General features: G+C 66.2%; 15 protein-coding genes and 1 tRNA gene. 9 read left to right on the top strand and 7 right to left on the bottom strand.

All coding sequences use genetic code 11. From position 1 onward, the window contains the following. Window positions 1-140: 140 nt before the first annotated feature. From D579_RS0106570 to D579_RS0106590, 5 genes are all read left to right on the top strand, one after another. Complete coding sequence (locus D579_RS0106570; protein ID WP_026289455.1) at window positions 141-1,004, top strand: alpha/beta hydrolase; 864 nt, start codon at window positions 141-143, stop codon at window positions 1,002-1,004. After that, entirely contained in the window at window positions 1,001-3,256 is a 2,256-nt protein-coding gene (locus tag D579_RS0106575) for a bifunctional diguanylate cyclase/phosphodiesterase (RefSeq protein WP_018951471.1), read from the top strand. Before D579_RS0106570 ends, D579_RS0106575 begins: the two co-directional genes overlap by 4 nt. A gap of 193 nt (window positions 3,257-3,449) precedes the next feature. After that, entirely contained in the window at window positions 3,450-4,367 is a 918-nt protein-coding gene (locus D579_RS0106580) for an HPP family protein (protein ID WP_018951472.1), read from the top strand. A gap of 345 nt (window positions 4,368-4,712) precedes the next feature. Next, window positions 4,713-4,789, top strand: a tRNA-Arg gene (locus D579_RS0106585). 65 nt (window positions 4,790-4,854) lie between these two features. Next, window positions 4,855-5,181: a hypothetical protein gene (locus D579_RS0106590; protein WP_018145644.1), complete on the top strand. Its 327-nt coding sequence runs from the start codon at window positions 4,855-4,857 to the stop codon at window positions 5,179-5,181. Window positions 5,182-5,185: 4 nt separating this feature from the next. Here the strand turns inward: D579_RS0106590 and D579_RS0106595 are convergent, their stop codons facing one another. Then, window positions 5,186-5,872 carry an arylesterase gene (locus tag D579_RS0106595; protein WP_018145643.1) on the bottom strand — a complete coding sequence of 229 codons (687 nt, stop codon included), beginning with the start codon at window positions 5,870-5,872 and terminating at the stop codon, window positions 5,186-5,188. Here D579_RS0106595 and D579_RS0106600 point away from each other — a divergent pair. Together D579_RS0106600 and D579_RS0106605 are read left to right on the top strand one after the other, a co-directional pair. Beyond that, window positions 5,871-6,581 (top strand): ABC transporter ATP-binding protein, encoded by a 711-nt coding sequence (locus D579_RS0106600; RefSeq protein WP_018951473.1) that lies wholly within the window; start codon window positions 5,871-5,873, stop codon window positions 6,579-6,581. The two genes, D579_RS0106595 and D579_RS0106600, sit on opposite strands and share 2 nt — an antisense overlap. Then, window positions 6,578-9,100: an ABC transporter permease gene (locus D579_RS0106605; protein ID WP_018951474.1), complete on the top strand. Its 2,523-nt coding sequence runs from the start codon at window positions 6,578-6,580 to the stop codon at window positions 9,098-9,100. The genes D579_RS0106600 and D579_RS0106605 overlap by 4 nt, the downstream gene beginning before the upstream one ends. A 189-nt stretch (window positions 9,101-9,289) precedes the next feature. Here the strand turns inward: D579_RS0106605 and D579_RS0106610 are convergent, their stop codons facing one another. Continuing rightward, a complete protein-coding gene (locus tag D579_RS0106610) occupies window positions 9,290-10,168 on the bottom strand; it encodes an undecaprenyl-diphosphate phosphatase (protein ID WP_018951475.1) in 879 nt (292 codons plus the stop codon). A gap of 96 nt (window positions 10,169-10,264) precedes the next feature. Continuing rightward, the gene (locus D579_RS0106615; protein ID WP_018951476.1) at window positions 10,265-11,569 is read right to left on the bottom strand and encodes a methyl-accepting chemotaxis protein; all 1,305 of its coding nucleotides are present in this window, start codon (window positions 11,567-11,569) and stop codon (window positions 10,265-10,267) included. Window positions 11,570-11,775: 206 nt separating this feature from the next. On the opposite strand from D579_RS0106615, the gene D579_RS0106620 reads away from it, so the two are divergent. Both D579_RS0106620 and D579_RS0106625 read left to right on the top strand, forming a co-directional pair. Continuing rightward, window positions 11,776-12,213, top strand: a complete 438-nt coding sequence (locus tag D579_RS0106620) for an Rrf2 family transcriptional regulator (protein ID WP_018145638.1) — start codon at window positions 11,776-11,778, stop codon at window positions 12,211-12,213. A gap of 16 nt (window positions 12,214-12,229) precedes the next feature. Then, window positions 12,230-13,933, top strand: coding sequence for an ExeM/NucH family extracellular endonuclease (locus tag D579_RS0106625; RefSeq protein WP_018951477.1), 1,704 nt, complete (start codon window positions 12,230-12,232; stop codon window positions 13,931-13,933). A 34-nt stretch (window positions 13,934-13,967) separates the two neighbouring features. Here the strand turns inward: D579_RS0106625 and D579_RS0106630 are convergent, their stop codons facing one another. The 4 genes from D579_RS0106630 to D579_RS0106645 all read right to left on the bottom strand — a co-directional run bounded on the left by D579_RS0106630 (window position 13,968) and on the right by D579_RS0106645 (window position 17,237). Further along, window positions 13,968-14,858 carry a mechanosensitive ion channel family protein gene (locus D579_RS0106630; protein WP_018951478.1) on the bottom strand — a complete coding sequence of 297 codons (891 nt, stop codon included), beginning with the start codon at window positions 14,856-14,858 and terminating at the stop codon, window positions 13,968-13,970. A gap of 15 nt (window positions 14,859-14,873) precedes the next feature. Then, the gene (locus tag D579_RS0106635) at window positions 14,874-15,683 is read right to left on the bottom strand and encodes a hypothetical protein (RefSeq protein ID WP_018951479.1); all 810 of its coding nucleotides are present in this window, start codon (window positions 15,681-15,683) and stop codon (window positions 14,874-14,876) included. Window positions 15,684-15,777: 94 nt separating this feature from the next. Continuing rightward, window positions 15,778-16,866: a PA0069 family radical SAM protein gene (locus tag D579_RS0106640; RefSeq protein ID WP_018951480.1), complete on the bottom strand. Its 1,089-nt coding sequence runs from the start codon at window positions 16,864-16,866 to the stop codon at window positions 15,778-15,780. Next, the gene (locus D579_RS0106645; RefSeq protein WP_018951481.1) at window positions 16,863-17,237 is read right to left on the bottom strand and encodes a DUF1992 domain-containing protein; all 375 of its coding nucleotides are present in this window, start codon (window positions 17,235-17,237) and stop codon (window positions 16,863-16,865) included. The genes D579_RS0106640 and D579_RS0106645 overlap by 4 nt, the downstream gene beginning before the upstream one ends. Window positions 17,238-17,327 lie beyond the last annotated feature (90 nt).

Here is a 17,327-nt window from a genome sequence, read left to right on the forward strand (position 1 = left end):
CGCGACAGGCGGTACGACCCACGCGTGTTTATTAGCCAACGCATGCCGCCGCCGCAGGATGCTGGTACATTGCGATCAGGGATTTTTCGTTAGCGGTTTGCGCGTCAGGACAGGGGGATACAAGGATGTCTGGATGGTTCTTGCGAAGTGCGGCAGCGGTTGCGACCGTGATCCTCCTGAGCCTGAACACGGTTGCAACCGCCAAGGAAACAGCCGTGATCCTGGAGATGTCGTCCGGGGATTCGGCTGAAGCGGCGTACTGGGCGGGCGAACCGGACATGCCCGCGATCCTGATCCAGCACGGTTTCCTGCAGACCCGTCACTTCCCCACCGTGCGCCGCCTTGCCTTGGCGTTAGCGGACTCGGGGTTCACGGTCCTGACCCCCACACTGACACTGGGGATCGATCGGCGCACGGCGAGCCTGCCATGCGAGGCCGTACATACCCACACCATGGAACACACCCAGGAAGAGATTGCGATCTGGGTCGACTGGCTGCACGCAAAGACCGGCCAGGAACCCGTCGTCATCGGACACAGCGCCGGCAGCATCAACCTTCTCGACTATCTTACGCACTCCCCGGGCAGCCCCGTCGCCCACGCCATCTTCATCAGCGTGACCTATTTTGGGCACGGCGAGGCCGCGTTCGAATCCCCCGAACATGCCGCTCGTGCCCGCGCTGCCCTTGCCCGTGGTGAGGCCGGGCTGGCGGAGTATGCCCTGGGTTTCTGTCGCCAGTACGTCACCACGCCCGCGGCGTACCTGTCCTACTACGACTGGGACAAGCAACGTACCAACCGGGCCTTCCAGTCGTGCGGTGTGTCTTCCACCCTGATCGCGGGCAGCGCCGATGACCGGATCGACCTGGAATGGATCGAGACCCTGCAACAGCATGGCGCAGAGGTCCGCATCGTGGAGGGTGCCAACCACTTCTTCGATCAGTTTCACGAATTCGACCTGCTGGACGAGATCGAGCACGTCCTCCAGGGATACCGCGCGCAATGATTTCCGGCCGAACCCCGTCAATCACGCACTATGCCCTGCTGCTAGCAGCGATCGCCCTGGTCACCCTCGCCAGTTTTGGCCTCTACACCTGGTACAAGGTCGACCAGCTACGCGACGAGATCCAGGAAAGTGGCCGCGAGGCCGCCCGCCAGGAGCTTTCCGGCACGCTCGAGCACGTCCTCACGCAGGCGGCAGAACAGGCATCAAGGTTCGCCCGCTGGGAGGAAGTGCGCCAGCAACTGGGCACGCCGCACTACTATGCCTACTGGAAGAATCATCGCATGCACCAGGCAGGGATCCTGACCGACAGGATCCTGGACGCCGGGATCTATGATCACCAGGGAATGACCTTGCCCGGTTCGGACAGCGACCACTTGCCCGGGAGACTCGAGCTCCCGCCACCCGCTACACGGGCGGTACGGGGCGACACCGAGCCCTTCCTGATGGTCATCGAGCCGATTCCCGCGCCGGACGCAACTCAGCCCCCACCCGGCTTTGTCGGTCTGAAGAGCCGGTTCCTGGATGCCCTCCGCGAGGGCCGTGTCTACCGCCATGTCGATCCCGAATCGATCCGATTCGACCTCGGCGAGCGGAACGCCATCCCCGCGAGGGAGCTTCTGCAGCATGCTCAGTTCGATCTGCGCCCCAATCCCATGGCCGATCAGGTGGAGGACTTGCTGTCGGGCGCGGTGGTCAATCTCGGGGCCATCCTGGGTGTGATCACGCTTGTCCTGTTCTCCACGTTGGCCTATCTGATCGTCCGCCCCCTGCGCGACATCTCCGGCCACGTCGACCGGCTGCGCGAAAGCGCCGGGAGCCTTGTGCTGAAACGCGTCGGCGGGCTGCTGCCCGTCGCGGAGACGGAAAAGATCCGCGAATCGCTGAATTCCTACCAGGCCCGGCTCCAGGACGTCCATTCCAGCCTGGAGGCAAAGAACCGCGAATTCTGGCGCATCGCGCATCACGATGCCCTGACCGGCGTGCGTAACCGCCGGGCCTTCGATGAATGCTGGGACACCCTTCCGCGACTGGCCGCCCGCCACAGCTATCCTGTGTGCTTTGCCCTGTTCGACATCAATCACTTCAAGGCCATCAACGACAGCTACGGCCATCAGACGGGCGACGCGGTACTGCAGAGTGTGGCGCGCAGCATCGACGAGGTTTTGCGGGACGGGGAACACCTGTTTCGTATCGGCGGCGATGAATTCGCCGCGATTCTCCTCAACTTCGACGAATCGGGCGCCCAGCGCCTGGGCGAGCGTTGCCAGGAGAGGATCCGGGCCACTGACTTCACCCAGTACGGGGTGCGGGAACCGATCAAGATCAGCATCGGCCTGGCCGTCGCGCCCGGCAACGATGCACCGGCCATGCAGGCCCTGCAGTGGCAGGCCGACGTTGCCATGTACAAGGCCAAGCGCCCCGGATCCTCGCCGGTCGTGCTGTTCACCCCGGAACTGGAGAAGGATACCCAGAGCCTTTATTCGAACTGGATCAACAATGCCGTGTACGAGGCCACCACCCGGGGAACCGGGATCCGAATGGCCTACCAGCCAGTGGTTGCGCTCAACGAGCACCATCGCTCGTATGTCGAGGCCCTGCTGCGTATCGAACACCAGGGCGAGGTCATCGGACCCGCGGATATCTTCCCCGTCGTCGAGGCGCGCCGCCTGGAGGTCGACCTGGACCGGGCCGTACTAACCCGCATCCTCGGCGATCTGCGGGCCTCCCTCATCCCGCCAGGGGTCGGTATCTCGATCAATCTGTCGGGCCCCACCATCGTGAATGCCGCGCTTATCCAGTGGCTGGAGGTCTTCGTCCCCTTCCTGCAGGATCGGCCAATCATCCTCGAGGTCACGGAGACCGCCCTGATCACCGAGATCGGGCTGGCGACGGAAAATCTCCAGCGACTACGTCAGCAAGGGTTCCTGGTCGCCCTCGACGATTTCGGCAGCGGCTACTCTTCCATCCGCTATCTGGCTTCCATGCCCGTGGATACCGTCAAGTTCGATATCACCCTGATACGCAGCCTGGATGTCCCGGACCAGCACCACATCCTCGAGGGCCTGGTCCAGATGATCCGCGATGTGGGCTACACCACCGTGGCGGAAGGGATCGAGACCGCCGAACAACTCAGCCGGGTACGCGCCCTGAAGTTCGATTTCGCACAGGGCTACCATCTCGGGCACCCTGCCCCGGTTTCGCAAGGCCTCCCACGGGTCCTGCAGGCTCATGCAGGCATTTCCCGGATGTGATTGCTCGCTCGCTGGCCGCGTAGCGGAAACTGGATCTCCGGAGAAACCTGCGATTAGCGTTTCCCGGGTGCGGCCGCGTAATAGACCTGCCCCGCTGACATCCACCGCCAGTCCGTGTCAAAGCGATGCCATTTGACCCGGAGACGGCGTACGCAGAACATATACTCCGTTTTCCACTTACGAGGAGGCCCGCTTGCGCTCTGGACGCGGATCCCTGTTCGGGGACTGGCTCGATACCACCGACCACAAGGACAAGCTGATTGCCCTGATTGGCGGCGTGATCGGCCTCTACCTCTCGCTGGAAGTCGCAGCATCGGTCACCGACAACGGGATCAACGGCCTGATCCTCGCGTCTCTGGGTGCCACGGCCGTGCTGCTCTTCGCTGCGCCCCACGCGGCGATGTCGCAGCCCAGGAACGTGCTCGGTGGTCATGCCGTCGCCGCCATCGTGGGGGTGCTGGTGCGCGACGTTTTGCCCCACCCCTTGCTGGCTGCAGCGGTCGCCGTCGGGCTCGCAATCTGGCTGATGCACTACCTGCGCTGCCTGCATCCCCCCCGCGGCGCCACCGCGCTTTATGCGGTGCTCGGGGGAGAGTCGGTGCATGCCCTGGGCCCCTGGTTCCTCCTGCATCCCGTGTTGACCAGCGTGGGGGTGATGCTGGTTGTCGCGGTAATCATCAACTACCCGTTCCCCTGGCGGCGCTACCCGGCCAGCCTGACGCCGACGCCCGAAGCCCCAAAGCAAGGTCCCCTGGCTGCCCTGGAGCGAGCAGGACTGGGCCAGGACGACCTCGAATACGCCATGCGCGAAATGAACCTGTATCTCGACCTCACGGAAGACGACCTCGCACGCCTGTACCTATTGGCCCGGCGCCATCACCAGCACCCCGACCCCATCACGCCGGACGCGATCCAGCCGGATCACTGTTTCAGCAATGGCGAGAGCGATGCCGACTGGGCCGTGCGGCGCGTATTACGCATCGACGACGGGCAAGTGACCTACCGCAACCTTGCGGGGCCGGACACCCCCGGCGAGGACCGCGCCACGCTGGAGGAATTCACCGCCTGGGCCCATCACCAGCTCGACCCGAAATCCGCCCCGGGCGACTGAACCGTTTGGGGCTGCCCCTCCCCGGCGCTTATACTCTCGCGCTAGGGAAACACTGATCAATGTACACGCTCGCGTTGGCACCCCTGGTTTTTCGAGACAAGGCGCGTCGTGCAGCGGGTAGTGGTTCTACCGCGCAAGCGGCGCAACGCAGGATCGGGGAACCTGGGGTGCCAACCCCACAAACCATTCAATGCAGGGGCTCGGCCGCCCGTTGTTGACGAAAACGGGTGCGCGCACGGCGTTGCGGCTCCCTTGTGCAGAATGACTGCACGGCAGTCACCGCGCCTTGTTCGCACGCAAAAGCGACTCGAGCGCGTGCGTGTACATTGATCAGTGTTTCCCTAGGTCTCCGTAGCTCAGCTGGATAGAGCAGCCCCCTCCTAAGGGGCAGGTCGCAGGTTCGAATCCTGCCGGGGACACCACATTCATGAGGCCGATGCCGATTTTCGATCTGGCGCCGTGCCCGCATCGGTCGTAAGGTAGGCGGATGGCCATGCTGACGACCGAACAGTCCACCCGCATGATCGACCTCCTCGCCCCGCTGATCGGCATTCAGGGCGAGGTGGACGGCTGCATGGTGGAACTGGTCGAGGTCCTGGACGAGGGGCCTCGGGGTTTGCCCGGGGTCGCCTTGATGAGCATGGGCGCCGAGCGCAGCATCCAGGCCAATCAGTACGGCAATCCCCTCTGTCGCCATTCGGAAATTCGCACCCTCTCGTTGCTGTCAGAGGTTGAACGCGACCTGCACCCGGTCCTGCGACAGCTGCTTCCGGAATCCGTCGTGGCCGAACTGCGGGGTTTGCTGACGGAGTGAGGGTTTACCCGGCTCCGTTGCATGGGCGCGATCGGGCTTCGGCCTCCTCCACCATGGGTTCCAGCCGCGACCACACCGCGTCCAGCAGATGGGGTTGAGCGGCCTCGCTGGGGTGGATACCGTCGTCCATCAACATGCCGTCTTCCAGCAGGATGTCCTCGAGGAAGAATGGCTCGAATGCCAGTCCCCGCTCCTCGGAAAGATCGGCGAATACGGCCTCGAAACGCTCAGTATAGCGGCGGCCGTAGTTCGGCGGGATGCGTATACCCAGCAACAGGGTGTTGGCGTCGACGGCCTCGATCGCATCGACCATGGCCTCCAGGTTTTCGCGCATGGCCTGCGGCGGCAGGCCGCGCAGGCCATCGTTGCCGCCCAGGGCCAGGATGACGACTTCGAACGCTGCGCGTTCCAGCACGTCGGGCAAGCGACTCCGTCCACCGGCAGTGGTATCACCGCTGATGGATACGTTGACCACTTTCCAGTCCTTCTCTCGCTCGGCCAGCCGTTCGCCCAGCAGGGCCGGCCAGCTGGCGGAATCCGGCATGCCGTACGCGGCACTCAGCGAGTCCCCGAACACCAGGACCCGGAGCGGCTCGGCCGAACGATTTTCGTCCGGTAGGGAATTCGCAGCCGCAACAGGACTCCATAGCAACGCGATCAAGCCCATCACGACCAACGGAATACGCAACATGGATGCATCCTCGTCATTTGTACTGGAGGCCCGGGACCTCGAGCAGCGGATCAACGGACCCAGCGGCCCGCTGGACATCCTGCGCGGCATCTCACTGGCGGTCCAGGCGGGCGAGACGGTGGCCATTCTCGGCGCATCGGGTTCCGGCAAGTCCACCCTTCTCGGGTTGCTTGCAGGTCTGGACGCCCCGAGTGCGGGAGAAGTTCGGCTGCTCGGGCAAACCATCAGCGAACTGGACGAGGATGGCCGTGCCGCCCTACGCGCCGGCCGGGTCGGGTTTGTGTTCCAGTCCTTCCAGCTCCTGCCGGCACTGACAGCGATGGAAAACACCCTGCTCCCGCTGGAGCTCAACCCGGCCCATGCGCAAGAGAGTCAGGAAACCCTGAACCACTGGGCCTCACAGGCCCTGGAACGCGTGGGTCTGGGCGAACGTTCCGCACACTACCCCCATCAACTCTCCGGTGGCGAGCAACAACGCGTGGCAATTGCCCGCGCCATTGTGGATCACCCGGCGGTGCTGTTCGCCGACGAACCCACCGGGAACCTCGACGGGCGGACGGGGCACCGCATCATCGAACTGCTATTCAGCCTGGCGCGACACCCGGACAATGATGGACCGGCGACAGCGCTGGTGCTGGTGACACACGACCCCGAACTGGCCGGACAATGTGATCGCATTATCTCGATCCAGGACGGTGTGCTCGAATGATCGCCACCCGGGGAACCGACCGCAGCCATCTACGCGCCCTGCTGCGTGGCACCTGGCGTGAATGGCGCTCGGCCGAGCTGCGCGTCCTCGCCGCCGCCCTGGTCGTCGCCGTCGCAGCCGTCGCGGCGGTGGGCTTCTTCACCGATCGGGTGGATCGGGGCATGGCCCAGCAGGCGACCGCGCTACTGGGGGGTGACCTGGCCGTCGTCAGCGACAACCCGCTGCCGGAAGGCTGGCCTGTCGAAGCGGCGAGCCACGGACTGGAAACGGCGCGTACGGCCTCCCTCCCCAGCGTCGTCTTTACCGCCGACGACGAGTCGCGACTGGCCGCCCTGCGCGCGGTCGAGGCGGGCTGGCCTCTGAAAGGCGAGGCGCGTATCCGTCCTGGCCGCGAGGCGGACGAGCGGGTCCGCGACCGCGGTCCGGAACCGGGTACGGCCTGGCTGGAGCCGGCGCTGCTCGAGGCCCTGCGACTGGAGGTCGGCGAGCGAGTGGAGGTCGGGGACCTTGATCTGGAAGTGACCGGGGTCATCACGCACGAACCCGATCGTGGCAGCAACCTGCTGGATATCGCGCCGCGACTGATGCTGGCCTTCGATGATCTGGAGGCCAGTGGCCTGATCGGGCCCGGGAGCCGCGTACGCTACGAGTTCTTTGCCGCGGGACCCAGCGCCGGGGTCGCGGAGTTCCGTGACTGGCTGGAGGATGACTTGGAGTCCGGCCAGCGCCTGCTGGGTCTGGAGGACGCCAACCCGGAACTGCGCACCGCGATCGAACGTGCGGAGCGCTTCCTCGGCCTCGCCTCGTTGATGGCGGTGCTGCTGGCCGGAGCCGCGATCGCGGTCGCGGCCCATCACTTCGCCCAGCGCCGCGCCGACCCGGCGGCGGTGATGCGCGCGCTGGGAGCCAGCGGACGCCAGGTCCTGCTCACCTACTTCGGCCGCGTTGTGCTGGTCGCCCTGCTCGCCAGCGGGGTTGGGCTCGCGATCGGCTTCGCGGCCCAGTTTGTCCTCGCGGCGCTGCTGGGCGACTGGCTCGCCGGGGACCTGCCTCCGCCCGGTTCACGCCCGGTCATCGCCGGCCTTGGGGTGGGGCTGATCACGGCCGTGGGCTTTGCCCTGCCCGCTCTGTTGCGGATCGGCCAGGTCTCGCCGCTGCGGGTCCTCCGGCGCGATCTGGGTCTGCCGCCCACCTCGGTCTGGCTGTCCGGTGCACTGGCGCTGCTGGCGTTCGGCGGCCTGCTGTACTGGCAGGCCGCCGATCCCCAACTGGCCGCCTGGGTGCTGGTAGGCACGGCCGTTGCGATCGCGGTGCTGGCCGCACTCGGGATGGCGCTGGTGCTGGCCCTGCGGCCCCTGCGCAACCGCGGCGGCATGGCCCTGCGCTTCGGCCTCGCCAACCTGTCCCGCCGGGGTGGCCTGAGTGCCGTGCAGCTCGTGGCCTTCAGCGTGGGCATCCTCGCGTTGCTGCTGCTTGCGATTGTCCGGGTAGACCTTCTGGAGGCCTGGGATGCCAGCATCCCCGAGGATGCCCCGAATCAATTCTTCATCAACATCCAGCCGGGACAGGAGCAGGCCTTCGCCGACCGCGTCGAGGCGGCCGGTCTCGAGCGTCCGCAACTGGACCCGATGATCCGCGGCCGACTGATCGAGATCAACGACGAGCGCGTGCGTCCGGATGATTTCGACGATGATCGCGACCGCAGGCTGGTGGATCGCGAGTTCAACCTGTCCTACGCCGAGTCGCCCCCGGACCATAACCCCATCGTCGAGGGAGACTGGTTTGGCGAGCAGGGGCAGGACCCCGATACCGGATGGTCGGTCGAGGCCGGACTGATGGAACGCTTCAACCTGGCACTCGGGGACCACCTGACCTTCCGTGTCGGCGGTCAGGCTATTCGCAGCCCGATTACCAGTGTCCGCGAGGTCAACTGGGACAGCTTCCAGGTGAACTTCTTCGTGATCGGTCCGCCGCCATTGCTGGACGAACAGCCCCGGACCTTCATCACCGCCATGCACGTACCCGAGGCGCAGCGCGCCGCCCAGAACCAGTGGCTGCGCGAATTCCCCGCGGTCTCGGCGATCGATGTCAGCGCGATCCTCGCGCAGGTGCGCGACGTCATGGATCAGGCCACCCGGGCGGTGGAGTACGTCTTCCTGTTCACGCTGATTGCGGGTCTGACCGTGCTCTATGCGGCGGTGCAGGCGACGCGCGATGTACGCCGGCGCGAGGCCGCGCTGCTGCGCACCCTGGGTGCACGCCGCGACCAGATCCGCAACGGCTTGCTCGCCGAATTTGGGGCCCTGGGGCTACTGGCCGGGCTGTTGGCGTCCGTCATTGCCACGGCGGTCGGCGCCCTGCTCGCCTGGCAGGTCTTCGGGTTCGACTACAGCGTGAACCCGCTGACCTTCGTCTACGGCATCGGTGGCGGTACGCTGGGCATTGCCCTGGCGGGCTGGCTGGGCACCCGCCGGGTGCTGGATCAGGCGCCCCTGGCGGTCCTGCGCGGACCGGAGTAAGCCGAGGAATCCAGGGAGCGGCTGATTCATTCACCCGTCTGCGTGGGTACCCCACTTTTTCGAGACAAGGCGGGTTCCGCAGCGCCCTGAGCACTCTCCGGTCCCGCCGTCGATCATTGGGACGCAGCGCAGCGCAGGATCAGAGCAAATGGGGCCCCCCCTCGTGAGACTCCGCACCCGGGGATCCGGTCATTTCCCGTACATGATGTCCACGTCGAGGAATCCGAACAGGACCAGCAACGCCAGCGCCCAGAGGTAGAACGAGAAGACCTTGAGGTTGGCGCGGTACAGGAAGAACAGGACCATCTTCAACGAGACGATCCCGACCAGGGCGGACACCACGAAGCCCACCGCGAGCGCCGTCCAGTTCAGATTCCCCAGCCCGTCGCCATTGAGCACGTCCAGTGACTGCACGGCGGTGGCAGCGAGGATGGTCGGTATCGCGAGGAAGAAGCTGTACTCCGCCGCCCAGCGCCGCTTGAGCCCGGTGAACAGGGCGAAGGTGATGGTCATGCCACTGCGCGAGAGCCCCGGGATCAGTGCAAAGCCCTGGGCCACGCCGATGATGGTGGCGATCTTCGGACTCAGCTGGCGCAGCCCCAATGGGCGCCGTTGTAGCCGGTCCGTCCACCACAGCAATACCCCGGTCAGGCTCAGCGTGCCCGCGATCAGGGTCGGGTGGGCGAACACCTGCTCGAAGCCCGCCTTCAGGGTGAATCCGACCACCGCAGTCGCGAACACCGAAAGCACCACCAGCAGGCCCAGACGCAGGAACAGCATTTCGCGCCCGGCCGACCCGCGGGCCGATGCCCACTGCAGGCTTTCGCGGGCAATGCCACCGGTCAGCCGGGTCAGGCTCTTGCGGAAGACGACGACGATCGAGACCAGGGTGCCCACGTGCACCACCAGGTCGAACAGGATCATCTCGGGGCTCTCGGGCGCCGGTAGCGGTTCGCCCTGACGGATCAGCCAGTGCTGGGTCAGGACCAGGTGCGCGGTCGAACTGACCGGCAGAAACATAAAGATGCCCTGAACGACCCCGAGCAGGGCAGCGACCCAGACTGTCATTGCAGATACCGCTCCATGAACCCGAGGCGGGCCGCAGTATACGGAAAACGCCGGGGAGACGCCGGGACCCCGGTCGCACGCCCAGGCAGGCGTGGATCAGACCCGGAACTGGGTGGTCAGTCCCCGCAGCTGCTCGATCCGCCCCACCAGGGCATCCGTCTCGCTGGCCGTGGCTTCGGCATTCCCCGCTGTGATCTGGGCCCCCTGGCTAACCTCCGTGAGGGTGCCATCCACCTCGCGCGCGACCTCCGCCTGTTGCGATACCGCCCCGGAGATCTCGTTGTTGAGATGACGGATGCGTTCCACCGCTGAACGGATCGCCTGCAGGGCGTCGCCCGCACCAGCGGCCTGGTCCACTCCGGCCTCGCCCCTCTCGCGGCTGCGCTCCATCGCGCTGGCGGCCGCCCGGGCGCCGGCCTGCAGGCGTTCGATCATGGCCTGGATCTCGGTGGTGGAGTCCTGTGTACGCGTGGCGAGGGTCCGAACCTCGTCCGCTACGACAGCGAATCCCCTTCCCTGCTCCCCCGCCCGCGCGGCCTCAATGGCCGCATTGAGCGCCAGCAGATTGGTCTGCTCGGCAATGCCGCGTATCACGTCAAGCACCGAACCGATGCTGTCCGACTCGGACTGCAGGCGCGCCACCTGCTCGTTTGCGGTGCCAATCTCGCTCGCCAGTTCGCGCATCGTGCGGACCGAGGCGTCCACCACATCGGACCCGGTACGCGTCTCGCTCTCGGCCTGATCTGCGGCTTCCGACGCGGTTTGGGCATTGCGCGCGATCTCCTCGGCCGAGGCCGTCATCTGGTTCATCGCGGTAGCAACCTGGCCGATCCGGGCTTGTTGCTGCTGCACCTCCTGGTTGGTCTCTTCCGCCACGCGATGAAGGGTGCCGACGGACTCCCCCAGTTCACGCGCATGTTCCACCATCTCCGAAACCATCCCCTGCAAGCGCTCGATAAATGCGTTGAACAGACGCGCCAAACGATCAATCCCGTCATTGCGCGGGGCATCGATCCGCTGGCTCAGATCGCCCTCCCCCTCCGATACCCCGCGAAACTGCGAGGCCAGATGCGCCAGGCGCCGCCGAATCATCAACACGAACAGGAAATACACCACGACAACCACGCCGATCGCGACACCCAGCATCATCGCGTTGACCTGCCAGGCCGCAAGATCCAGCAGTCGATTGATCTCGAGCGCCACCTCGGCCTCCAGTGCCGGGGTCGTCTCGTGGCGCTGCATGACGCCCGTCAACGTCGCCTCCATACCCCCCTTGAGCGTTGCGGTGTGCCAGAACACCGCGGCAGCGGCAATCAGAAAGAACACCCCCACAATCGCGCTCAGCGCCAGCGAGAACCGTCCGGCGAGTGACAGTCGGCCCAACCCCTTGATCGACTCCATTGAATTCCCCTGTATTTCGGCTTCAGAAGCCTTGTTATTATTGGCATGTAACGGCCGGGCTGTGCGGTTTCTGAACCCCGAATACGCCCCGGCCTTCACTCAGCGGCGACGACCGAACTTGTGACGGGTGTCCGGAGCGATTAAGGTTCCAAGACATATGCGCGCATGCATATCCTTCATAACCGCGAACCGACGATTCCTTCCCTATGCAGCTCACTCGCTATACCGATTTCTCCCTTCGGGTCCTGATGTACCTCACCGTGCAGCCGCGCGACCAGCGCGTGACCGTGAGCGATATCTCCGAGCAGTTCACGATCCCGCGCAACCACTTGGTAAAGATCGTTCACCAGCTCGGCCAGAAGGGCTACATCATCACCCGGCGTGGCAAGGGGGGCGGCATCTCGCTCGCCTGCGAGCCGAACGAGATCAACGTGGGCAGTGTCATCCGCGACATGGAGCCGAACCTGAACGTGGTGGACTGCGAGAATCCCGTCTGCCCGATTCTCCCCGGTTGCCAGTTGCGTGGGGTCCTGAACGATGCGCGCGATGCCTTCCTGGACGTCCTCGACCGTTACACCATCGCCGATGTCACCCAGGCGCCGGATTATCTCTACGAACTGCTGAACCCCAGCAAGAGCGCCTGATTCTTCTCATGCGGCCATGGATCGGCTGACGCACCCCCGCCGCCGCCACGCCAACCCGGCCCCTTGCGTGCGCCGCACGCTGGGGGGCGCACTGGTGGTTCTGCTATTCGCAGCCTCCCCGGTCGATGCCCGGGTGGCCTGCCCCTCCCCCGGGGCCGAGGTCGCCCCTCTCGCCGAGCTCCGCGCCGGCGCGGTCGCCGAGGGGGATGCCGTCATCGCGGAGGGCTTCGTCACCGGTGTGTTTATGGGGCCCGATCAACTCGGCGGGTTCTATCTGCAGCAGGGCGCCGGGCCCGACTCGGCCGGTATGTTCGTGTATGCCCCGCGGCGCGAGCCGGTCTCGACCGGCGAGCATGTGCAAGTACACGGGGTGTTTAGCCGCCACCGCGGACGCCCGCAGATCGCTCGGCTGGACCGCATCCAGGGCTGCGGGCACGGCGAACTGCCGGCACCGCTGGAGGTGCGCCTGCCTGAAGACGCCAGCCGCCTCGGCGAGTACGCCGACCTCCGTGTTCGCTTTGCGCAGCCGCTGGCGGTGACCGCCAACCACGAACTCGCGCGCTATGGCAGCCTGACGCTCTCGGCCGGGGGGCGGCTCATGCACCCCGGCCAGACCGGGGCCGCGGGAACCGCCCGGGACGAGAAGCGCCGGATCATCCTGGATGATGGCAGCTATCGCGCGAACCCCGACCCGATCCCCTATCGCGACGATCATGGCACGCGCCGGGTGGGCAGCACGCTGGAGGGCCTGACCGGGATCCTGACCCACGCCTTCGGCGACCATCGCATCCATCCCACCGACTCGCTGGACTGGTTCGGCGGCGAGCGCCCTGATCCGCCGTCGACGCCGGGAACGGACCACCTGCGCATCGCCACCGCCAATCTGGAGAACGACTTCGTGACGCTGGGCGAGCGCGGCGCACAAAACCGGCCGGAACGCGAGCGCCAGACGGCCAAGCTGGATGCCCTGCTGCAAACGCTGGACGCCGACCTGCTGGGCGCGGTCGAACTGGAAAACGCCGAAGCGGCGCGCCGGCAGCTTGTCGAACGACTGAATGCAGTCCCTCCGCCGCGCGGCGACTATGCGGCCATTGCCCACCCGGGTCCGGGCGACGACGCGATCAAGGTGGCCCTGCTCTACCGGCCGGACCGATTGCAACTCGTTGGGTCCGCAGCCGATCGCGATGCCGTGCATCATCGTCCGCCATTGCTCGGCTGGTTCCAGCAGCCCGGGAGTGGCAAGCGTTTCGGGGCCGTGGTGGTGCACTTCAAGGCGAAGAGCGGTTGCCCCGACGCGGGCGATATCGACCGCGGCCAGGGTTGCTGGAATGATCGGCGCACGGCCCAGGCCGAACGTCTGGTGACATGGATCCGGGAACAGCAACGCAATGAGTTTGCCAATGTTCCCGTACTGATCCTCGGCGACCTGAACGCCTACGCCGCCGAAGACCCGGTGCGAACGCTGGCCGCGGCCGGCAAGCGGGACCTGGTGCATGACGATCCAGCGTCCGCCCATACTTATGTCTTTCGCGGCCGGGCCGGACAGCTGGATTACCTGCTGGGTCCCGATGCCTTGCGCGACGCCGTGCACGACGGGGCGGCCTGGTCGGTCAATGCAGACGAACCCGGCTTCCTCGGCTTTGACGGTCGCGCGCCCGCCACGGGGCCCTGGCGCGCCTCGGATCACGACCCGGTCTGGGCGGATCTCCGCCTGGATTGAGTGCCGCCCCAACCCCGCTCCGGCGGCCTGCCGGTCAGTCGCGCGCGGACGCTTCCGTCTCAGCCTCGGCCTCAGCCTCGGCCTCCGGCACGTTGTCGACGATGCGCACGGGTAACGGGCTTCCATCCAGGCCACCCAGCGTGCGCTGCGGGAACGGGATATCAATCCCCGCCTCGTCCAGCGCGGCCTTCACACCCTCGTGCATGGAATTGCGCAGGTCCAGGAACTTCTCCCGCCGCGCCCACACCGAGAGCTGAATCTTCAGCGCGGAATCACCGTACTCGAGGAAGATAAACAGCGGCTTGGGCTCCTCCAGACAGACCGGATTGCGCTCGGCCACGCCCATGAGCACGTCGCGCAACTGCTTGAGATCAGTCCGGTAGCCCACCCCGATTTGCATGTCCAGACGACGGATGGGGAAGCGGCTGAGATTGGTCAGTTGCGTCTTCACCAGGGTCTCGTTGGGCACGCGCACCATCAGGTTGTCGAAGGTGCGCAGCTTGACCGACAGCGGGTCGATCGACAGCACCTCGCCTGTGGCATCCCCGACCTTGATGACATCCCCGACGGAGAACGGGCGTTCGCCAATCAGGAACAGCCCCGAGATCAGGTTCGAGGCCGAAGTCTGCGATGCAAAGCCAAGCGCGACCGTCAGGATGCCGGCCGCGCCCAATAGCACGGTGAGATCGAAGCCCAGCTCGCGCAGCGCCGAGGCCAGCACCAGCAGAACGATCAAGTAAAAGCTGATGCGGCGGGTGAGCATGACCTGCTGCGCGTCGAGCTTGTCCTCCAGCGCGCGCGCCAGACCGCGCGACAGCAGGCGCGCCAGCAGCAGGCCCACCAGCAGGTAGACCGCGGCGCGGATGGCGGCGAGAAAGGCCTCGCTGGTCACAAAGGTCTGAGCGGTTTGCAGCCATTCATTCATCGCGCCGGAAGCTCCCTACTGAAACAGGGCGGTGAACGCCCTGACCATCAAATGCCGCCCCCCGGCCTGGCGGGGTTCGGCGATGCGCTGGGCCCCGCCGGCCACACCGGGAGGACCGGAGTCGATCTTCATGTCTGCCATGTCGCGATCTTCCTCGCGCTCCATGCGCACTGCCGGGGTCCACAACCGGTGGTGCTCGTCTGCGAATACCGGAAGGCGCGGCACCGGCAGGTTCACGCGTTCCAGGAACAGGGCATCCGAAGCCTTGTTCTCGATGGTCAGCGGCGTGATGACGCGGTGCGGGCGCATGGGCACGTCGGCCAGGTCCAGGCGAGCCTGGGTGCGAGTGGCATAACAGAGCTCCCCGTTCACGGTATTCGGGCCGAACCAGGTATCGGACGGCGTATAGACCGGAAACTCCTGCACCATGGCGTCGCCCAGGTGCAGCTGCACCCAGGCCGGGGAACTCAGATAAAGCGTGACCTGACCACGGGCCGGCACATAGAAGGGGTTTTGCGGCCGGCTGACCATCGGCCGATCCGCCAGGGCCACCCGCAGCTCCGGTACCGAATCCGCCGGGGATCCGGCAAAACGCAGCAGGTCGTTCGCATCGGCAGGGAACCCATCGGCGCAGGGAACATCGATCGCCAGTGTGGCATCGGCGGGGTCGCGCGGGCGTTCCAGGACCATCTGCCATTCCTGCTCGCCGTGCAGCAGCCAGAGGTCCAGGGGGCCGATGGACCAGCGTCCATGTTGCCCCGATGCAAGTCCCCGGCGCCCCCACCAGGCCGCATCGTTGGTACTCATGGTTGGATTCTGCGGCATCGTCCGCCCTGTCGTGGTGTTGGCGCCACTGTAAACCAGAACACCCCGTCTGCGGGAGAAGCATCCTCAGGACAATGGCGCCATTCGCCGAGCGTCAGAAGAGATCGAGCTGCCCTTCGGACCGCGTCTTCTGCGGGCGCGCGGGCGGGGCAAACTGGTTGCAGTCCAGCTCCACGAGACGTCCGGCCAGCCCCGCCCGGCGCCGCGCCAGCCGGAAGCGCTGCCGCAACAGCTCCGCATACGGCCCGGCCCCGCGCATACGGTGACCGAAGGTGGAATCGTAGAGCTTGCCCCCATGCGCCTCGCGCAGGCGCTGCAGTATGTGCTCCGCCTTGAGCGGGTGATGGGTGCGCAACCAGTCCTCGAACAGTGGGGCCACCTCACGCGGGAGCCGGAGCAGCACATAGCCGGCGGCCACTGCGCCCGCCGACGCCCCAGCATCCAGCAAGACCTCCAGCTCCCCGTCCGTGAGCACGGGGATCAACGGCGCCACCAGCAAGCTGACGGGGACACCCGCCGCCGTGAGCCGCTCCACGGTCTGCAAGCGCCGTTGCGGGGCCGCCGCGCGCGGCTCCAGATGTCGCGACAGCCCGCGATCCAGGGTCGTCACCGAGATCGCCACCTGCACCAGTCCGCGCTCCGCCATCGGACCCAGCAGATCCAGGTCGCGCTCGACCAGTGCGGACTTGGTCACAATGGATACGGGGTGCCCGGTCTCGGCCAGCACCTCCAGCAGCTCGCGCGTGATCCGCCATTCACGTTCGATCGGCTGGTACGCATCGGTGTTGATCCCGAGCGCCAAAGGCGTCACCCGGTGGGACGGTCGCGCCAGTTCGCGCCGCAGGCAGTCGGCCGCGCCGACCTTGGCGAACAGCCGGCTCTCGAAGTCGAGCCCCGGCGAAAGGCCCACATAGGCATGGGCCGGCCGCGCAAAGCAGTAGGCACAGCCGTGCTCGCAGCCACGATAAGGGTTCAGGGACAGCTCGAATGGCACATCCGGGGACTGATTCCAGGACAGGACGCTACGCGGATGCTCGACCATCACCTCGGTGCGCAGCGGCGCCGGTGCCTCGCCATCACCGACCCACCCGTCGTCGAAGGGTTCGTGCCGGGTCGACTCGAAGCGAGCATGGGGATCGATGGTCGCGCCCCGGCCCTTGGTCGGTCCATGGACCGGCTTCATTGGCTGGGGCCATCCATGCGCTCGCACAGCTGTCGGAAATAGCCGGACTCGGAGAGCATGCCCCGACCCGCATCGCTGCGGTTCAGCCGGTCGAGCAGCAAGCGCAGGCGCTTGGCCGCCTGCTGGCGCGCCGCCTCGTCGTCCGCCGCCTGCAGCAACGCCTCCGTGGAGGCGATCTCGCCTCGCAGTTGCACGGCCTCGGGGACATAGCCGGCGTTCTTCATCACCCGGAAGGCCATGCGCAGCTCTTGCGGCACCGCGCTGTCATCATCCAGTTCCAGGGGTCGACCCGCCCCCCGGAGGTCATCGAACTCCCCGCGGCGCGCCGCATCGGCCAGCCGGGCCTCGATCTGTAACTCGGTCAGCAACATCCCGTAGTCCGTTGTTCATGCGCCGGGCCGCGCCTGTTGAGCCCCCGACTGATTTACCGTAACGTCCAGCCCTTCCACAAACCATCCCCG

This window comes from Thioalkalivibrio sp. AKL12, assembly GCF_000377925.1.
Taxonomy (GTDB): domain Bacteria; phylum Pseudomonadota; class Gammaproteobacteria; order Ectothiorhodospirales; family Ectothiorhodospiraceae; genus Thioalkalivibrio; species Thioalkalivibrio versutus.